At 61.3% G+C, this 17,370-nt stretch carries 17 protein-coding genes; 10 read left to right on the forward strand and 7 right to left on the reverse strand.

From position 1 onward, the window contains the following. Window positions 1–134: 134 nt before the first annotated feature. A complete protein-coding gene (locus AC1DLV_RS16590) occupies window positions 135–956 on the reverse strand; it encodes an SDR family NAD(P)-dependent oxidoreductase (protein ID WP_476800864.1) in 822 nt (273 codons plus the stop codon). 192 nt (window positions 957–1,148) lie between these two features. Between AC1DLV_RS16590 and AC1DLV_RS16595 the strand changes: the two genes are divergently transcribed. From AC1DLV_RS16595 to AC1DLV_RS16620, 6 genes are all read left to right on the forward strand, one after another. Further along, window positions 1,149–2,180, forward strand: coding sequence for a cysteine synthase A (locus AC1DLV_RS16595; RefSeq protein ID WP_476836189.1), 1,032 nt, complete (start codon window positions 1,149–1,151; stop codon window positions 2,178–2,180). Continuing rightward, window positions 2,180–2,923 carry an alanyl-tRNA editing protein gene (locus AC1DLV_RS16600; RefSeq protein ID WP_476786344.1) on the forward strand — a complete coding sequence of 248 codons (744 nt, stop codon included), beginning with the start codon at window positions 2,180–2,182 and terminating at the stop codon, window positions 2,921–2,923. The genes AC1DLV_RS16595 and AC1DLV_RS16600 overlap by 1 nt, the downstream gene beginning before the upstream one ends. A gap of 15 nt (window positions 2,924–2,938) precedes the next feature. Further along, the gene (gene sseA, locus AC1DLV_RS16605) at window positions 2,939–3,790 is read left to right on the forward strand and encodes a 3-mercaptopyruvate sulfurtransferase (protein ID WP_476800862.1); all 852 of its coding nucleotides are present in this window, start codon (window positions 2,939–2,941) and stop codon (window positions 3,788–3,790) included. Window positions 3,791–3,792: 2 nt separating this feature from the next. Then, complete coding sequence (locus AC1DLV_RS16610) at window positions 3,793–4,356, forward strand: GNAT family N-acetyltransferase (RefSeq protein WP_476836190.1); 564 nt, start codon at window positions 3,793–3,795, stop codon at window positions 4,354–4,356. 112 nt (window positions 4,357–4,468) lie between these two features. Continuing rightward, window positions 4,469–5,026, forward strand: a complete 558-nt coding sequence (locus tag AC1DLV_RS16615; protein ID WP_476784863.1) for an OmpA family protein — start codon at window positions 4,469–4,471, stop codon at window positions 5,024–5,026. A 142-nt stretch (window positions 5,027–5,168) separates the two neighbouring features. Beyond that, the gene (locus AC1DLV_RS16620) at window positions 5,169–5,669 is read left to right on the forward strand and encodes a DUF1203 domain-containing protein (RefSeq protein ID WP_476800861.1); all 501 of its coding nucleotides are present in this window, start codon (window positions 5,169–5,171) and stop codon (window positions 5,667–5,669) included. 60 nt (window positions 5,670–5,729) lie between these two features. Here AC1DLV_RS16620 and ald read toward each other — a convergent pair whose 3' ends face one another. Next, the gene (gene ald / locus AC1DLV_RS16625; protein ID WP_476787676.1) at window positions 5,730–6,845 is read right to left on the reverse strand and encodes an alanine dehydrogenase; all 1,116 of its coding nucleotides are present in this window, start codon (window positions 6,843–6,845) and stop codon (window positions 5,730–5,732) included. Between the two features lie 154 nt (window positions 6,846–6,999). Between ald and AC1DLV_RS16630 the strand changes: the two genes are divergently transcribed. Then, entirely contained in the window at window positions 7,000–7,473 is a 474-nt protein-coding gene (locus AC1DLV_RS16630) for an Lrp/AsnC family transcriptional regulator (protein WP_476784860.1), read from the forward strand. A gap of 14 nt (window positions 7,474–7,487) precedes the next feature. On the opposite strand, the gene AC1DLV_RS16635 is transcribed toward AC1DLV_RS16630, so the two are convergent. After that, the gene (locus AC1DLV_RS16635; RefSeq protein ID WP_476800860.1) at window positions 7,488–8,150 is read right to left on the reverse strand and encodes a 5-formyltetrahydrofolate cyclo-ligase; all 663 of its coding nucleotides are present in this window, start codon (window positions 8,148–8,150) and stop codon (window positions 7,488–7,490) included. A gap of 239 nt (window positions 8,151–8,389) precedes the next feature. Between AC1DLV_RS16635 and AC1DLV_RS16640 the strand changes: the two genes are divergently transcribed. Beyond that, on the forward strand, window positions 8,390–10,366 hold the full coding sequence (locus AC1DLV_RS16640) for a bifunctional 2',3'-cyclic-nucleotide 2'-phosphodiesterase/3'-nucleotidase (RefSeq protein WP_476800859.1): 1,977 nt from the start codon (window positions 8,390–8,392) through the stop codon (window positions 10,364–10,366). Window positions 10,367–10,431: 65 nt separating this feature from the next. On the opposite strand, the gene AC1DLV_RS16645 is transcribed toward AC1DLV_RS16640, so the two are convergent. Further along, a complete protein-coding gene (locus AC1DLV_RS16645) occupies window positions 10,432–11,412 on the reverse strand; it encodes a glycerophosphodiester phosphodiesterase family protein (RefSeq protein ID WP_476800858.1) in 981 nt (326 codons plus the stop codon). Between the two features lie 139 nt (window positions 11,413–11,551). Next, a complete protein-coding gene (locus AC1DLV_RS16650; protein WP_476800857.1) occupies window positions 11,552–12,808 on the reverse strand; it encodes a class I SAM-dependent methyltransferase in 1,257 nt (418 codons plus the stop codon). A gap of 372 nt (window positions 12,809–13,180) precedes the next feature. On the opposite strand from AC1DLV_RS16650, the gene AC1DLV_RS16655 reads away from it, so the two are divergent. Together AC1DLV_RS16655 and AC1DLV_RS16660 are read left to right on the forward strand one after the other, a co-directional pair. Continuing rightward, entirely contained in the window at window positions 13,181–13,309 is a 129-nt protein-coding gene (locus AC1DLV_RS16655; RefSeq protein WP_476800856.1) for a hypothetical protein, read from the forward strand. A gap of 101 nt (window positions 13,310–13,410) precedes the next feature. Beyond that, window positions 13,411–13,701 (forward strand): Dabb family protein, encoded by a 291-nt coding sequence (locus tag AC1DLV_RS16660; protein WP_476783115.1) that lies wholly within the window; start codon window positions 13,411–13,413, stop codon window positions 13,699–13,701. Window positions 13,702–13,749: 48 nt separating this feature from the next. Here AC1DLV_RS16660 and AC1DLV_RS16665 read toward each other — a convergent pair whose 3' ends face one another. Together AC1DLV_RS16665 and AC1DLV_RS16670 are read right to left on the reverse strand one after the other, a co-directional pair. Continuing rightward, the gene (locus AC1DLV_RS16665; RefSeq protein ID WP_476800855.1) at window positions 13,750–14,211 is read right to left on the reverse strand and encodes a Ros/MucR family transcriptional regulator; all 462 of its coding nucleotides are present in this window, start codon (window positions 14,209–14,211) and stop codon (window positions 13,750–13,752) included. Between the two features lie 157 nt (window positions 14,212–14,368). Continuing rightward, complete coding sequence (locus AC1DLV_RS16670) at window positions 14,369–17,209, reverse strand: Rne/Rng family ribonuclease (protein ID WP_476800854.1); 2,841 nt, start codon at window positions 17,207–17,209, stop codon at window positions 14,369–14,371. Window positions 17,210–17,370 lie beyond the last annotated feature (161 nt).

Here is a 17,370-nt window from a genome sequence, read left to right on the forward strand (position 1 = left end):
GATGACTGGATAGGTCAGGGCGGTCGGGGCGAATGCTTCGGCCGCCCTTTCGTTATGTGCGGATGCAGGAGGGCGGTCGTCATCTATCTCCGGGCACGCGCCGCCAAACCTGAAGCTGCGGCCCTGACTTAGCGTCAGTCGAAGCTCGAACGCTTGAGATAGACCAAAGGTTCGGCCTTCCATCGCGTGGCGATGCCTAGCGCTTTTTCCCGCAGAGGCCGTGGTAGAAGAAACAGCAGTTTCATGCCCCAGGTCAGGCGGCGGGGGAAGGTGACCTCAAAACCGCCCTTACGTATTGCTTTACAGATTCGCGCTGCCGCAGCCTCGACCGGCATCATTGCCGGCATCGAGTAGGGGGCTGTTTCCGTCAGCGGCGTGTCGATGAAGCCGGGATTCATCACCTGCGTTCGGATGTTCATCTTGTCGAAGTCGAACTTCAGCGCTTCGGCCATGATGTTGACCGCAGCCTTGGTGGCGCCATAGGCAGCGGTCGTTGGCCAGCCGAAATAGCTGCTGATCGAACCCATGAACACGACATGTCCGCGGCTGCGATTGCGCATGCGTTCGATGACGGGCACCAGTCCGTTGATGACGCCGAAGACGTTGACTTCAAAACTCTGGCGGAAGGCTGCGATGCGCAAATTGTCACCGGTCGCGGGTAAGTAGGCTCCGGCATTGAAGATGGCGAGCACGATGGGACCGGCCTGCGCCTCGATGGCGTCGACTGCAGCGGCCATGCCGGCTTCGTCGGTCACGTCGGAAGGGAACGAAAGCACGCGACCCTTCATGCCCTTGGTTTCGTCGATCAGCGCGTCGATCGGATCGTTGGGACGAACGGTGACGGCGACGGTGTAGCCATTGCTGGCCAGCATGCGAGCAACGCTGCGACCGATACCGGTGCTGCCACCGGTAATCCATGCGACCCCATCTTCTGGATTGGCCCGATATGTGCTCACGTCGAACCCCTCGGCAGTGCTAGCTTATCAAGCTCTAGCTAGGCCTCATGCATATGAAAAGGCTGTTTTAGGACAGAAGCGTAACGGCCCGTGCTCGTTGACGCCCGGATGCGACTGGTCCAGACAATTTCATCCCTTGAAAGCACCGCCTCACATTTCTAGGGTTCACAGGCGAATTAGGAAGGAATCTTCATGCGCTCGGTGATCGATGCCATCGGCAATACGCCTCTCATCCGGCTCAAGCGGGCCTCGGAAGAAACCGGCTGCGAGATACTTGGCAAGGCCGAGTTCATGAATCCCGGCCAATCGGTCAAGGACCGAGCGGGCCTGTTCATTATCCGCGATGCCGAAAAGCGCGGCCTGCTCAGGCCCGGCGGCGTCATCGTCGAAGGCACGGCCGGCAATACCGGCATCGGCCTGACCGTTGTCGCCAAGGCGCTCGGCTACCGCACGGTGATCGTCATTCCCGATACCCAGAGCCAGGAAAAGAAGGACGCGCTTCGACTGCTCGGCGCCGAGCTGATCGAGGTTCCGGCCGTTCCCTACAAGAACCCGAACAACTATGTGAAGGTTTCCGGTCGCCTGGCCGAACAACTGGCCAAGTCCGAACCGAACGGGGCCATCTGGGCCAATCAGTTCGACAATGTCGCCAACCGCGACGGCCATATGCGCACGACAGCGGAAGAGATCTGGCAGCAGACCGGCGGCAAGGTCGATGGCTTTGTCTCGGCGGTCGGCACCGGTGGCACGCTTGCCGGCGTGGCGATGGGGCTGAAGGCGAAGAGTGGCGCCGTCAAGATCGCGCTCGCAGACCCTTTGGGGGCTGCACTCTACAGCTTCTACACGACAGGTGAGCTCAAGGCAGAAGGCAGCTCGATCACCGAAGGCATCGGCCAGGGCCGCATCACCGCCAATCTGGAGGGCTTCACGCCCGATTTCTCCTACCTGATCCCCGACGAGGAGGCGCTGCCGATCGTCTTTGCATTGATCCAGGAGGAGGGCATCTGCGTCGGCGGATCCACTGGCATCAACATTGCCGGGGCGATCAGGCTCGCCCGCCAGCTCGGCCCCGGCCACACCATCGTCACCGTACTTGCCGATTTCGGCACGCGTTACCAGTCCAAGCTGTTCAATCCGGAATTCCTGCGCGGCAAGAGCCTGCCTGTGCCCGACTGGATGGAGCGCGAGCCCAGGATTTCGGTTCCGTTCGAGCGGGTAGCATGATGGCGTTTTCCACCGAGGCGGTTTTTCGCGAAGATGCCTACCTGCGTGAGACCGAGGCCAATGTGGTCGGCATCAACGACCGCGGCGGCATCATCTTCGACCGCACCATCTTTTATGCGACGTCGGGCGGGCAGCCCGGCGATACCGGCGCCTTGATTCGCGATGACGGCAGCCGGATTGCTGTTTCTGCGACTATCACCGGCGAGAGCAAGGACGAGATCATCCACGTGCCGGCGCTGGATCAGGCGATGCCAGAGATTGGCGAACGCCTGAAGCTTGCGATCGACTGGCCGCGCCGGCATCTTTTGATGCGGATGCATGCGGCTTGCCATCTGCTGACTGTCGTTTGCCCATATCCGATCACCGGGGCTGCGGTCAGCGAGGACGATTCGCGGGTCGACTTCGATCTCCCTGATGCCGGCGTCACCAAGGAAGATGTGACGGCGCAGTTGATGGCGCTCGTCCGTGCCAACCATCCGATTTACACGCGCTGGATCTCCGACGACGAGCTTGCCGCCAATCCGACGCTGGTGAAGTCCAAAAACGTCCGTCCGCCCTCGGGCACGGGAAAAATCAGACTGGTCTGCATCGGCGATAATGGTTCGATCGACAGCCAGCCCTGCGGCGGAACCCATGTTGCCGGCACCGCTGAAATCGGCGAGATCCACATTGGCAAGATCGAAAAGAAGGGGCGCGAGAACCGCCGCTTCCGCATCCGCTTCGGCGCGATGCCCGCCAACTGAACCGGAGAAGTTGCCATGAGCGAAAAAAGCGCGTTCGTCATTGATGCGGACTGGTTGGAAAAGCGGCTGGGCACGCCCGGACTGTCGATCGTCGACGCATCCTGGTACATGCCCGCACTCAAGCGCGACGCGCGCGCGGAGTATGATGCGGCTCACATTCCCGGGGCGTTGTTCTTCGACCAGGATCTGGTCGTCGATCCGGATTCGGCCTTGCCCCACACCTTGCCTTCGCCTTCGCTGTTCGCGCGATTTGCCGGTTCGATGGGGATTTCGGCTGACGACACCATCGTCATTTATGACGGGCCTGGATTCATGGCAGCGCCCCGCGTGTGGTGGATGTTCCGCATCATGGGCGTGTTCCAGGTCTACATTCTGGATGGCGGCTTCGACCGCTGGAAGGCCGCTGGCCGGCCAGTGACGGCCGAGCCGACCAAGACCGCTCCGGGCTTTTTCCATGTCGACTACGACGCATCGAAGGTCGTTTCGCTCGCCGAGATGCGGAAGGTCGTGGATAGCGGCAGCGCCCAGATCGCCGACGCGCGTTCCGCCGGGCGCTTCGAGGGTACCGATCCGGAACCGCGCGCCGGCTTGCGTTCGGGCCACATGCCTGGCGCACGCAACGTGCCTTCCGGCACGCTGTCTGAGAACGGTGAGTTGTTGCCGCTTGATCGTCTGAAGGCAACGCTCGAGGCGGCGGGGCTCGATTTGTCCAAGCCAGTCGTCACTTCCTGCGGCTCAGGCGTGACCGCTGCTGTCATCACACTGGCGCTGCAGTCGCTGGGCCACGGCGACAACAGGCTTTATGACGGTTCATGGACAGAATGGGGCGGCATGTCCGACACCCCGGTGGTGACAGGGAAAGCATGAGCATGGCCGTCGACCGCAGCGAAAACATTGAAGTCACGGTCACCTTTCTGGAGATGCACGTGCCGCCGGCTTACACGCCGCCGCTGCCGGTCAATCGTCAGATAGCGTTGCTCAAGACCCGTGACATTCCGCTGCATTATTATCGCTATCTCGCCGACCGTGTCGGCCGCAAATGGCATTGGGTCAATATCCTCAGGCTCGACGACGACGAACTCGCCGCTGGCCTGCACCGCGAAGACCGCGACATCAGGGTGCTCTATCTCGATGGTGCGCCTGCCGGCTTCATGGACCTCAAGCCGCATCTGCCCGATGAGGTCGAACTGGCCTATTTCGGCATGATGGACCATGCCATGGGGCAGGGGATCGGGCGCTGGTTCCTCGGCGCGGCGATCGCCGCCGCATGGTCCTACCGGCCGCACAAGGTGACAGTCCAGACTTGCACGCTCGACCATCCGGCCGCCTTGCCGCTCTATCAGAAGATGGGGTTTTCACCCGTCGCGCAGAAGACGGAGACGGTTCGGACGATGACCTTTGCCGAGCGCGCGGCAAGCGTGATGCGACCGTGATCGCACACAACCCCGGCTGAACCGTCCGTTCATCGCGTCTTCAGCTTGGCTCAGGCATTTTCCGCTGCATCAGATTCGACCGGATCGGTCGAAACATGCAAGGAGAATGAAGATGTTGAACCGCCGTACGCTCGCCGCCGCGCTGATCGCCGTGCTTGCCGCACCGTCTTATGCCGCAGCGCAAGCGACGACGCCTTCGGCGTCGCAGATCGAGCGCCAGCTTCAGGCGGCGCCAACAACGAGGCTCCAGCCCAACCAGCGCGTCACTGTACGCGAATTCAAGCGTCGGCCGGATTTGCGCCGCATGGCGCCGTCGATCGATATCCAGTCCATCAACTTCGCCTTCGGCTCGGCCGAGGTGCCTTATTCGCAATATGGCAAGGTGGAAAACATCGCCAACGCGCTGGACCGCATCCTGCGCCGCGATCCCGAGGCGCGGGTGCTGATCGAAGGCCACACCGATGCCGTGGGCTCGTTCTCCGCCAATCAGGCGCTGTCGGAGCGCCGTGCTGCTTCGCTCAAGCAGACGCTGGTGCGTCAGTTCGGAATTCCGCGCTATGCGCTGGAAACCGTCGGCTATGGCGAAGAGTTCCTGCTCGTGCCGACCCAGAACGAGAATTGGCGCAACCGCCGCGTGACGCTGCGCCGCTACGACGCCTTCATCCGGTAAGAGCCTGATCCAATCGACAATTCATGAAGCCCGGTTTGCAAGAGCCGGGCTTTACGCTGCCTCACCACTGCGTCGGAAATCGGGTGGGCGAGCGCTTGTGCGCGCCATAATTTGCGGCAATCGATCAACCAGGATTGCCGCTATGACCATACTCTTCCAAGCCCTTCCCACCGATGCGGTGAAGGCTCTCCAGCATGGCGCCCCAGACGCCTATGGCATGACGCCCGAGCGCAAGATTTCGGATGGCGTTGGCGTGCCTTGCCGCCATTGCCTGACCAATGTCGCAGCGGGTGAGCCTTACCTCGTGCTGGCATATCGCCCATTCCCGGAACTCCAGCCCTATGCCGAAACGGGGCCGATCTTCTTGCATGCCCAGGAATGTCCACGTGCGGCTGAGACCGGTGAGTTGCCGGAGCTGTTCGCCAAGACCAAGGACTACATCCTGCGCGGCTACAGTGCGGACGATCGCATCGTCTATGGCACCGGTGCGGTGACGCTGACGCCCGAGATTGTCGGTTGGGCGGCAATGTTGCTCCAGCGCCCTGACGTGGCCTATGTGCACATGCGATCGGCAAAGAATAATTGCTATCAGTGCCGGATCGAGCGGGACGAGCCGATGAAATCAAGCGGCGGCGATATCTGACTGAAAACGAAAAAAGCCCGCCGCATCACTGCGACGGGCTCCTTTATCGTTGCTGCAGACTTAAGCCGCCAGCGCGGACTTGGCTTCCGTCATCTCATAACCAAGGGCTTCGGCGACGGCGCGATTGGTGATGCGGCCGCGATGCACGTTGAGGCCGTTGCGCAGGTGCGGCTCGTCGGCGAGCGCCTGGAGGCCGCGGTCGGCCAGCGCCAGGCCGTAATGCAGCGTGGCGTTGTTGAGCGCATGGGCCGAAGTCACTGGCACCGCGCCCGGCATGTTGGCGACACAGTAGTGGATGATGCCGTCGACTTCGTAGGTCGGGTCGGCGTGGGTGGTCGCGTGCGAAGTCTCGAAGCAGCCGCCCTGGTCGATGGCGACGTCGACAAGCACCGCGCCCTTTTTCATGCCCGACAGCATCTCGCGGCTGACCAGTTTGGGCGCTGCCGCCCCTGGAATGAGCACGGCACCGATGATGAGGTCGGCGGAAAAACACTCTTCTTCGAGCGCTTCAACCGTCGAATAGCGCGTGTGGACACGGCCAGCGAAAAGATCGTCGAGCTGGCGCAGGCGCGGGATCGAACGGTCGATGATGGACACATCGGCGCCGAGGCCGGCGGCCATGCGCGCCGCATGCAGGCCAACGACACCGCCGCCGATGACCGCGACCTTGCCCGGCAGCACGCCAGGCACGCCGCCAAGCAGTACGCCACGGCCGCCATAGGCCTTCTGCAACGCCGTGGCGCCCGCCTGGATCGCCAGACGACCGGCCACTTCCGACATTGGAGCCAGCAAAGGTAGGCCGCCGCGCTCGTCGGTCACGGTTTCATAGGCGACCGCAGTCACCCCCGACGCGAGCAGCCCCTTGGTCTGCTCCGGATCGGGCGCAAGATGCAGATAGGTGTAGAGGATCTGGCCTTCGCGCAGCTGCGCCCATTCATTGGGCTGCGGTTCCTTGACCTTGACGATCATGTCGGAGCGGGTGAACACCTCTTCGGCGGTCTTGGCGATCTGGGCGCCGGCCGCACGGTAGGCGTTGTCATCTGCGCCGATCCCGGCACCCGCGCCTGTCTCGACCAGGACGTCATGGCCATGGGCGACGTATTCGCGAACCGAGCCGGGAGTCAGCCCGACGCGGTATTCATGATTCTTGATTTCCTTGGGGCAACCTACGCGCATTTCCTGCTCCTCCGCAGCCGTTTTGGCCGTCGTTCCCTGATGATGAAGTCAATCACGAATCGTTCCGAATATGTTTGCGAAAAAGGTTGCGCTACCGCAGGTTGATCGATAATTTTTGCGCACATCCTCTGTATTGTCGAAGGAAATTCGAAGAATGCCGTTGGACAGGATCGATATCGCTATTCTGGACGCGCTTCAGAAGGATGGGCGGATGCCCAACGCGGCGCTTGCCGAAAAGATCGGGCTGTCGCAATCAGCCTGTTCGCGTCGCCTCGACAACCTTGAAAAGTCGGGCATCATCAGTGGCTATCATGCCAGGCTTTCGAGCGCGGCACTCGGTCACCAGATGACCGTGATCGTGCATATCTCGCTGTCGGGACAGTTCGAAAAAACGCTTTCGGATTTCGAAGTCGCGGTGAAGCGTTGCCCCAACATCCTGTCTTGCCATCTCATGTCGGGTGAATACGACTACATCCTGCGCATTGCCGCCCGCGACCTGCCCGACTATGAGCGTATCCACAAGGAATGGCTGTCGGCCATGCCGCATGTCATCAAGATCAACTCGTCATTCGCCCTGCGTGAGATTGTCGACCGTATGGCCACGGGCATGCGGCCGGATCTGGCGTGACCAAAGCAATGGCCTCAGCGGATGACGCCGGCCTCGGTAACGATCCTGTCCATGGGAATGTCGTGCGGCTGCGGGAAGATCGTTGCAATGCGCGCGATCTCGTAGCCTACGCCGATGACCAGCGCCTTTTTCGGCAGCGCGGCCAGTGTTCGGTCGAAGAAACCGCCGCCATAACCTAGCCGATAGCCCGTAGCGTCGAAGCCGACGAGTGGGGCAATCACGATATCGGGGATGACCTCCGGGCCGGCGACCGGGACTGGTATATTCCAAACACCACGTTCGAGCTTGTCGCCTGGGGCATAGGCGCGAAAGATCAGCGGTCGACCCAACTCGATGGCGATGGGCAGCGCCGACTTGCCGCCGCGCGCATTGACCGATGCCAGCCATGGCCGAAGGTCCGGCTCACCCCGGAACGGCCAGTACAGGCTGACCATCTTGCCCGCCACATCGCCTGCGACTTGGTCGAGCCCTTGCGCGATTAGCCCGGCCATAGCCGTGCGTGCGTCAGCGGAGATGGCAAGGCGGGATTCGATCAGCCTTGCGCGCTCGGCTTTGCGCCAGCGCCTGACGTCAGGCCATTCCGGCGCGGGCCCGGCGCGGAATTCGGGATCAAGTTCATGCATGAAACATGGTGGCGAGGCGTATTGCGCCGGCTGTTCGTCGTCGAGATCGGCCATGTCGCACCTTTTTGAGGTTTCGAGCAGCGTCGAACCTAGTCCTGCATGCTGGCTGCCTGTGGTCAACGGGCGACATCGCGCTGGCCGAACAGGTCGCAAAGCGTCTGGACCAATCCATTCCCCCACAGCCTGTCGCGCGGCTGTCATGCGAGTCGGCTGGACTTGCGCGGATTTTGGCGCGACATTTGATCTTTGGGACGCCGGCTAAATACTGTCAGTTCATTTCCTGGAGAATGAAAATGTCCAACATGCTTCACCCAATCTCTCGCCGTTCCTTTCTTGCTGGATCAGCCGCGGCGAGTGCGCTTGTGATGCTGCATCCGTTTTCGGCGCGCGCACAGGCCAACCAGGCGCATCTGCGCATCATGGAAACGACGGACCTGCACGTGCACGTCTTTCCCTACGATTATTACGCCGACAAGCCGAACGACACGATGGGTGTTGCCCGCACGGCCTCGATCATCGACGCCATCCGCACCGAAGCCACCAACTCGATCCTGGTCGACAATGGCGATTTCCTGCAGGGCAACCCGATGGGCGACTACATGGCCTATCAGCGCGGCATGAAGGACGGCGACGTCCACCCGATCATCAAGGCGATGAATACGCTGGGCTATGACTGCTCGACGCTGGGCAATCACGAGTTCAATTACGGCCTCGACTACATGTTCAAGGTGCTCAATGGCGCCAATTTTCCAGTTGTCTGTTCCAATCTGACCAAGGGCGAGCTGGCCGCCGATGCGACCAAGGATGAGTTGTTCCTCAAGCCCTACGTGATCCTCGACAAAAAGGTGAAGGATGGTTCGGGCGCCGAGCATCCGATCCGCATCGGCCTGATCGGCTTCGTGCCGCCGCAGGTGATGACCTGGGATTCCCGGCACCTGCATGGCAAGGCGATGACGCGAGACATCGTCAAGACAGCGCAAGCTTGGGTGCCGCAGATGAAGGAGCAGGGTGCCGACATCATCATCGCACTCTCGCATTCCGGCATGGGCACCCCACAAGCTGCGGAAAACCTCGAAAACGCCTCCATCCTGCTTGCCGGGGTTGATGGCATCGACGCGCTCGTCACCGGCCACAGCCATCTCGATTTCCCTGGCCCGAAATTCGACAAGGTCGACGGTGTCGACAACGCCAAGGGCACGATCAACGGCAAACCAGGCGTGATGGGTGGCTTCTGGGGTTCTCATCTCGGCCTGATCGACCTGCTGCTCGAGCGCGACGGCAATGCCTGGAAAGTCGTCAGTTCGACTAGCGAGGCGCGCCCGATCTCCAAGCGCGTCGACAAGAAGGTGGTGCCGACAGTCGAGAGCAAGCCCGAGGTCGAGGCGGCTGCCAAGGAAGAGCACGAGGCGACGCTGGCGTATGTCCGCACCCCGGTCGGCAAGACCTCGGCGCCGCTCTACTCGTATTTCGCGCTCGTCGCCGACGATCCGTCGGTGCAGATCGTGAGCCAGGCCCAGATCTGGTACATCAAGGACATGCTCAAGGACACCGAGCACAAGGATCTGCCGGTGCTTTCGGCAGCGGCGCCCTTCAAGTCCGGCGGGCGCGGCGGGCCCGACTACTATACCGACGTTCCGGCGGGTGCTGTGGCGATCAAGAACGTCGCTGACCTCTATCTCTATCCCAACACGGTGCAGGCGGTGGCGATCACTGGCGCGCAGGTCAAGGAATGGCTGGAGATGTCGGCCGGCATCTTCAACAAGGTCGAACCTGGCAAGGCCGATCAGGCGCTGATCAATCTCGATTTTCCGTCCTACAATTTCGACGTCATCGACGGCGTGACCTACAAGATCGATCTGGCGCAACCGCCGAAGTACGATCCCAAGGGTGCGGTGCTGAACGCTGGTTCCAACCGGATCGTCGACTTGATGTTCGAAGGTAAGCCGATTGATCCGGTGGCGAAATTCGTCGTTGCAACGAACAATTACCGGGCCGGTGGCGGCGGTAATTTCCCTGAAATCAACGCCTCCAAGCTGGTGTTCGAGGCACCGGATACCAACCGCGACGTGATCGTGCGCTACATCGTCGATCAGGGCACGATCAACCCGTCCGCCGACGCCAACTGGTCTTTTGCCCCGGTTGCGGGCGCATCGGTGATCTTCGAGACCGGTCCCAAGGCCAAGGATCACATCGCCGAAGTCAAGGCTGTGAAGATAGAGCCGGCCGGCGATGGCGCCGAAGGTTTTGCGAAGTACCGCATCACGCTTTGAGCTCTTTACGACGCATGAGGGCGGCTGGAGCGATCTGGCCGCCCTTTCATTTGCGCGAATGTTGGTCAGTTGGTCCGACGCTCGACGGCAGGCGCAACCAGATCGAGTGCGTCGGTGGATATCCCACCCGAATAGCCCACCGGCAGCGCGTCGATGATCGCCGGGTCGTCGATGCCGTCGGAGAAACCCCCGCCATTGTAGGGCCCCAGCAGATAGACACTGGTGCCGACGCTCTCCATGCGATCGAGGAAACGGTTCGGCCATCCCCATAGCCAGGGAGCGAAGTTGAGGGGCACACCCAGTGTGGTGCCGCGACAGTCTTCGGGCACGTAGCCGCTCCAGCCCAATCCCTCATATCGCAACAGGCAGCGCATCAACGATTGCTTGGACAGTGTCCGCATGCCGGGCAGGGCCTGATTGACCGCCTGGACCGGCTTGTCGCCACCGACGACGGTGAGGGATGACTGGCGTTCCGCAGGCAACGCCGACAGGAACGCCGCAAGTGCCTCGCCTTCGTTAGGATCGTTGCTTTTGACGTTTATGTGGAACTGCTTGTCGGGAAAGCGCTTGAGAATTTCGTCAAGGGAGGGCATCAGCCCGACGCCTTTGCCACGGAAGGGAAATGTCTTGCCGCCATCGGCGGTGTAGCCGTAACCGACATCTAGTGTCTTGAGCTCGGCCATCGAATGGTCGCGGGTCTCGCCGCTGCCTTCGGTGCGGCAATCCACTGTCCAATCGTGGAAGACTGCGAACTGGCCGTCGGTGGTGGGGTGCACGTCGAGCTCGAGCACGTCAGCCCCAATCGAAAAAGCGGCTTCCATGGAGCGGACGGTGTTTTCCAGAAAATCGTGCCGGGGCGGCAGCATCCGCTCGGCTGTACATGTGTCGCCGGTCAGCCCGGTCCGGTCGAATTCCTGGGCAAGCCCTCTGTGCGCGAGGATGACCGGCTCGCCGGCAGGCCGGCTTGAAAGCAGCGATGTGTTGTTGAGGTAGATTGCTCCGCCAATCGTCAGACTAGAGAGAAGGAAAATGCTTCGCTTGCGCATGTCTTGATTCGCTCCGAGGTCCGGCCCGCGAAGCTATAGTGAAGAGGGATTCGGCGTTTTCACGACTGAAACATGTCGAAAAACTGCCTTGGGAAAGCAACCTCAAGACAGATCGCATGCTGAAACGGACGATCAAAGTTTAGGCTTTGTAGACCACCTGCCGCACGTCGATATATTCGGCGCGGAACCCTGCTTCGCAATAGTGGAGGTAGAACTCCCAGAGTTTCTTGAAGCGCTCGTCAAAGCCAAGAGGCACGATGCGTTCCCACGATGACCAGAAGCGGCCGCGCCATTCGGCGAGCGTGCGCGCATAGTCCTGCGGAAAGACACGCTCGCGCAGATAATCGAGCCCGTGCTCGGCGCCTAGCGACTTGAGCAGAGCCGGCGTCGGCAGCATGCCGCCGGGAAAGACGTAGCGCTGGATGAAGTCGGGGCGCTTGCGGTAAAGCGGATAGGCCGCCTCGTTGATGGTGATGATCTGCAAGCCCGCCGTGCCGCCCGAAGGCAGGCACTGTTTCATCTTGGCAAAAAAGGCCGGCCAGTATCGTTCGCCCACCGCCTCGAACATCTCGATCGAGGCGATGCGGTCATAGGTGCCGGTCTCGTCGCGATAATCCTGCAGCTTGAATTCAACTTTGTCGGAAAGCCCGGCATTGTGGATGCGCTTTTGGGCGAAATCGAACTGCTCACGGCTGATAGTCAGCCCTGTCACCTTGCAGCCGATCTCGCGTGCCGCAAACTCGGCGAAACCACCCCAGCCGCAGCCGATCTCGAGCACGTGGTCGTTGGGGCCAATGCCGGTGTCTCGCGCCAAAGCTCGATACTTCTCGGTTTGAGCGCCTGCCAGGTCGTTGGCGCCCGTCGCATAGAGCCCCGAGGAATAGGTCATGCTCGGATCGAGCCACTGGCTGTAGAAGGCATTGCCAAGGTCGTAGTGGGCGGAAATGTTACGTTGCGATCCGGTGCGGGTGTTTTCGTTGAGCCAGTGGCGAATGCGCTGAATGGTGGTGAGCAGCCAGTTGCTGCCGCCGGCAACGCCTTCTCCCGCCTCGGTGTTGATCACGAACAGCTCGAGGAAGCTGGTGACGTCGGGGCTTTCCCAATCGCCGTCGATGTAGGATTCGGCGACCCCGATGGTGCCGCCGTTGAAGGCGCGGGCGGGAAGCTTCCAATTGTGCAACACGATCTCGGCGTCCGGTCCCGGCGCTTTGCCGCCGACCAGAATGCTGCGGCCATCCGGCATCTTCACCTTGAGCGAACCGCGCGGCAGGTGAAGTGCTGCCGACAGCGCCATGCGCACGCGCGCCGGCAGGCCTCTGGCAAAGTCCGCGACATTGCCCTCGTGAAGCCTCGTCACGCCATGATTGGTAGAACCGTCCGAAGTCCTCTGGGCCATGTCGCCGTCCCAAGTTCTTGCCCGGTACGGCGTGTCGGGCCCGTTGCTCCTGGTTCTTGTGCCGCTGACGTGTCTGGCCGACGATGCACCGCCGCTGCATCTCCGGACAGGTTGCGAAGGACTTGGCCGGGGGGCTGCCATGACTTCCGCGTGCTGCGGCGAATTCCTGCCGTGATCTTCGCCGCCAAAATCTGGAACTTCAAGTGACATCTGGCAAGCGCTGATATGCCAGACGAACTATCAGGCCGAATGAAACGCGTTGCAAAGGCGAAAGGCGAGTTTGTTAAATATTGTAGTCCACTAATTTAGCTGTCGAGATTTGCAGGGCCCGCGAAAACAACGGGTTTCCGGGGCAGTCGGGGAGGGCACGCATTGCGATATGTAATTGTGATCATGTGCGGCACCGTGTTCCTCATCTGGGATCTTTTCTACAATCACGGTAACGCCATAGGCGGGACGGTTCGGGAAGTTCATCGCGTCGTGCGTATGATCACCGGTTGAAAGCGCGTTCGCGCGAATCGGACTGCTGCTTTTTGGCGGATTGACGCGGACCAAAAGCCGACCCAAAAGGCGCCAGCGAAAGCAGCAGAAGGAGTCGCGGCTTGATCCGGCACATCGTGTTCTTCAGTGCGCGCCAGAAACAGGACGTCGAGATGATCCGCGAGGAATTGTCGGCGCTCGGCGGCATTCCGCATTCCACCGTCTTCGAAGTGACGGTCAATACGAAAGTCGATCCCTATTCGGACGAGGTCGACATCGTCGTTTATGCGGAGTTTGCCGACCAGGCAGCGCTGGCCGCATACAAGGCCCATCCGCTCTATGACCGCACGACCCAGCGCGTACGCCCCATGCGTGAAATGCGCTATTCGGCGGATGTTGTCGCCGCACAATAAAAAACGCGCTCCGGGATGTCCCGAAGCGCGTCGTTGAAATTCCAGAAATTACGCCTTTTTGGCGCGGCCGCGTGCCTTTGCTGGCGCGGCAGCTGCCCTGGTGGACGTAGCGCCCGCCTTGCGGCCGAGGCCAAGCGACTTGGCCAGTTCCGAACGGGCGGCGGCATAGTTCGGCGCAACCATCGGGTAATCGGCCGGCAAGCCCCACTTGGCGCGGTATTCCTCAGGCGTCAGTCCGAAGTGGACCGAGAGGTGGCGCTTCAGCGACTTGAACTTCTTCCCGTCCTCCAGGCAGATGATGTAGTCGGGAAGAACCGAGCGCTTCGGGTTCACCGCAGGCTGCTGGGCTTCGGCCGGCGCCTCAGTGGGCTGGTCGAGCGACAGGATCGACGCGTTGATGCTGGCGATCAATTCCGGCAGGCCGGTGGCCGGAACCTTGTTGTTTTCAACATAGGCGCTGACGATATGGGCAGTCAGTCCTAGGATGTCGATCTTGCTATCATTCGTCATCGACCGTCTCTCCGGGCAGTATTAAAGCAAAATATGAATCTATCCATTCGCTGCGCCGTATATCGGTGCAAATGGTGTCAGACAGCAAGCAAAATAATCTCAAAAAGTAGTGACCCCGACCAGCATGTCGCTGGTCGGGGTCATCTATATTAGCTTATTAAAAGAAACCTTTGCGCTGCCACCAGCCGCCTTTTTTCGGCTTGGTCTCGGTCGAGGCGGCTGCCTCGGCTTCGACCACGGATGTGACAACGGGAGTGACAGGCGCTGCCAGCGCTACAGGCGCTTCGGAGACGACGTCATCTTCGGCCGGAGCGGCAGCTGCCTTGCGGCGCGGGGCGCGCGGCTTGGCAGCCTTCTTCTCAGGCTTGGCTTCGGCTTCAGGCGCTATCGCCTCAACGACTGCCTCTTCGGCAGGAGCTTCGACCACTTCAGCTTCAGCCTTCTTGGCCTTGGCCGAACGGCGCGGAGCCTTTTTCGGCTTGGCTTCGACGACAGCTTCGGGCTCTGCGGCGGCAGCTTCAACCACCACAATTTCGCTTACGCTGGTCTCGGTGACCGTCGCGTCGTCAGATGCGACCTGTTCGTCGCCTTCGGCCGACTGCTCTTCGTCTTCCTTGCGGTTGCGCTTGCCACCGCGCTTGCCGCGCCGGCGCTTCTTGGCAGCAGCATCGTCAGCTGTATCAGGAGCTGCGGTTTCAACGACGACCTCGGAAACAGCTGCGTCGACGGCGACGCCGGCCTCGCCATCTTGAGACTCGCCGGCCTCAATGGCCTCGCCAGCTACGGCCTCGCCTTCCTGCGGCGCCGCATGCTCGCGATCGCGGCCGCCCCGACGACGCCGGCGCTTGCGGCGCTTGCGGTCGTGCTGCTCGCCTTCGGCGGACGCAGGCTGCGGCGCTTGGGCAGGCTTTGCCTCGGCGACGACGATCTCTTCTTCTTCCTCTTCGACGATCTCGTCTTCGATGTCGTCGGGCTCTTCATAGGCCGGGGCCGCGACGGGCAGGGCGAAGTTTGCCGGCTTCTCGGCAATGGCGCCGCGGAAGATGGCATGGTTCTGCGAACCGACGCTGTCGTCGGCCTCAAGCGTGATCGTCACGCCGAATCGGGCTTCGAGATCGACCAGCGTCGAGCGCTTGTGGTTGAGCACGTAGAGTGCCGTCGCCACCGGCGTCTTGACCGTGATGTGGCTGCGCGAGTCCTTGAGCAGGAACTCTTCGATAGCGCGAACGACCTGCAGCGCAACCGAGGAGTCCGAACGCACATGGCCGGTGCCGCCGCAATGCGGGCAGGGCTTCATCGTCGATTCGAGCACGCTGGCGCGAATGCGCTGGCGCGACATCTCCATCAGGCCGAAATGCGAGATCCGGCCGACCTGGATGCGGGCGCGATCGTTCTTCAGGCAATCCTTGAGCTTCTTTTCGACCGCGCGGTTGTTGCGGTTCTCCTCCATGTCGATGAAGTCGATGACGATCAGGCCGGCGAGATCGCGCAGCCTGAGTTGGCGCGCGACTTCCTCGGCGGCTTCAAGGTTGGTGTGAAGGGCCGTTTCCTCGATCGAGTGCTCCTTGGTGGAGCGCCCGGAGTTGACGTCGATGGCAACCAGCGCTTCGGTCTGGTTGATGATGATGTAGCCACCCGACTTCAGCGTCACCTGCGGCTGTACCATCCGCTCGAGCTGCGATTCGATGCCGCTGCGCACGAAGATCGGGGTGATGTCGCGGTATGGCTGGACGACCTTGGCATGGCTGGGCATCAGCATGCGCATGAAGTCCTTGGCCTCGCGATAGCCGTCTTCGCCGGCAACCAGAACCTCGTCGATGTCCTTGTTGTAGAGATCGCGCACCGATCGCTTGATCAGGCTGCCTTCCTCATAGACCAGCGCGGGAGCTGTCGACTGCAGCGTCAGGCCGCGGACATTCTCCCACAGGCGCATCAGATATTCGTAGTCGCGCTTGATCTCGGCCTTGGTGCGGCTTTCACCTGCGGTGCGCAGGATGACGCCCATGCCCTTTGGCACTTCGAGATCGGCAACAACTTCCTTCAGGCGCTTGCGGTCCTGGGCGTTGGTGATCTTGCGCGAAATGCCACCGCCACGTGCGGTGTTGGGCATCAGCACCGAATAGCGGCCAGCCAGCGACAGATAGGTCGTCAGTGCAGCGCCCTTGTTGCCGCGCTCTTCCTTGACCACCTGGACCAGAAGGATCTGGCGGCGCTTGATGACTTCCTGGATCTTGTAGTGGCGGCGAACCGGCTTGCGGCGGTTGCGCACCTCTTCAAGCGCATCTTCAGCGCCAACCGACTCGATCTCATGATCATCGTGGTGGGCCGAGTGCACTTCTTCGATCACGCCGCCGTTTTCATTCTCGGTGACGGTTGGCTCTGGGGCCTTTTCGGATACGACATCGGCATCGACGGATGCGGCGATCGAGGTCGGCTCGCGCTCATCCGATGCGGCATCATCGTTTTCTTCTACGGCTTCAGCCGCCGAGTCGCCGGCGTTTGCATCGGCGTCGGCGTCGGCGTTGTCGCTCGCCGCGACCGATTCGCCTTCGTCATCGGACGATGCATCGCCGTCGTCTTCGGAAGAGCCTTCGGGCTTGTTTTCGTCGCGACCACGATTCTTGCCTCCGCGGCGCCTGCGGCGTCCACGGTTGCGATCCTGGCTCTTGCTATCGTCGCCTTCGTTGTCTTCGTCTTCCTCGTCCTCGGCTTCTTCAGCCTCTGCGCGCAGCAGCGCCTGCCGATCGGCAACCGGGATCTGGTAGTAGTCGGGATGGATTTCACTGAAGGCGAGGAAACCGTGACGGTTCCCGCCATATTCGACAAAGGCAGCCTGAAGGGACGGCTCAACCCGCGTTACGCGGGCGAGGTAGATGTTTCCTTTGAGCTGCTTTTTGTCCTGTGATTCGAAATCGAATTCTTCAATACGGTTACCGCGAACTACGACAACCCGTGTTTCCTCCGGGTGGGAGGCGTCTATCAGCATCTTGTTGGGCATTATTTGTCCTCCCGGCAGCCGTCAGCCGCGGCTTGCGGGAACTTGTCCGCCGCCGTGAGTTTGCTGATGAAGGGGTGCCGGATGATTTTGCGCCCGCCGGTCGCAGCCAAAACGCCATGGCGGAGCCGCCCGCTGCCGTGATGGCGCGGTTACCTGCGGAC

It is taken from the genome of Aminobacter sp. 01T433 (assembly GCF_056398585.1).

Coding starts and splice junctions, on each gene's coding strand:
- AC1DLV_RS16665 (WP_476800855.1), bottom strand. CDS start 14,211: ATGACGAATGATAGCAAGATCGACATCCTAGGACTGACTGCCCATATC.
- AC1DLV_RS16645 (WP_476800858.1), bottom strand. CDS start 11,412: ATGCGCAAGCGAAGCATTTTCCTTCTCTCTAGTCTGACGATTGGCGGA.
- AC1DLV_RS16670 (WP_476800854.1), bottom strand. CDS start 17,209: ATGCCCAACAAGATGCTGATAGACGCCTCCCACCCGGAGGAAACACGG.
- AC1DLV_RS16650 (WP_476800857.1), bottom strand. CDS start 12,808: ATGGCCCAGAGGACTTCGGACGGTTCTACCAATCATGGCGTGACGAGG.
- AC1DLV_RS16630 (WP_476784860.1), top strand. CDS start 7,000: ATGCCGTTGGACAGGATCGATATCGCTATTCTGGACGCGCTTCAGAAG.
- AC1DLV_RS16620 (WP_476800861.1), top strand. CDS start 5,169: ATGACCATACTCTTCCAAGCCCTTCCCACCGATGCGGTGAAGGCTCTC.
- AC1DLV_RS16595 (WP_476836189.1), top strand. CDS start 1,149: ATGCGCTCGGTGATCGATGCCATCGGCAATACGCCTCTCATCCGGCTC.
- AC1DLV_RS16635 (WP_476800860.1), bottom strand. CDS start 8,150: ATGGCCGATCTCGACGACGAACAGCCGGCGCAATACGCCTCGCCACCA.
- AC1DLV_RS16640 (WP_476800859.1), top strand. CDS start 8,390: ATGTCCAACATGCTTCACCCAATCTCTCGCCGTTCCTTTCTTGCTGGA.
- sseA (WP_476800862.1), top strand. CDS start 2,939: ATGAGCGAAAAAAGCGCGTTCGTCATTGATGCGGACTGGTTGGAAAAG.
- AC1DLV_RS16600 (WP_476786344.1), top strand. CDS start 2,180: ATGGCGTTTTCCACCGAGGCGGTTTTTCGCGAAGATGCCTACCTGCGT.
- AC1DLV_RS16610 (WP_476836190.1), top strand. CDS start 3,793: ATGGCCGTCGACCGCAGCGAAAACATTGAAGTCACGGTCACCTTTCTG.
- ald (WP_476787676.1), bottom strand. CDS start 6,845: ATGCGCGTAGGTTGCCCCAAGGAAATCAAGAATCATGAATACCGCGTC.
- AC1DLV_RS16615 (WP_476784863.1), top strand. CDS start 4,469: ATGTTGAACCGCCGTACGCTCGCCGCCGCGCTGATCGCCGTGCTTGCC.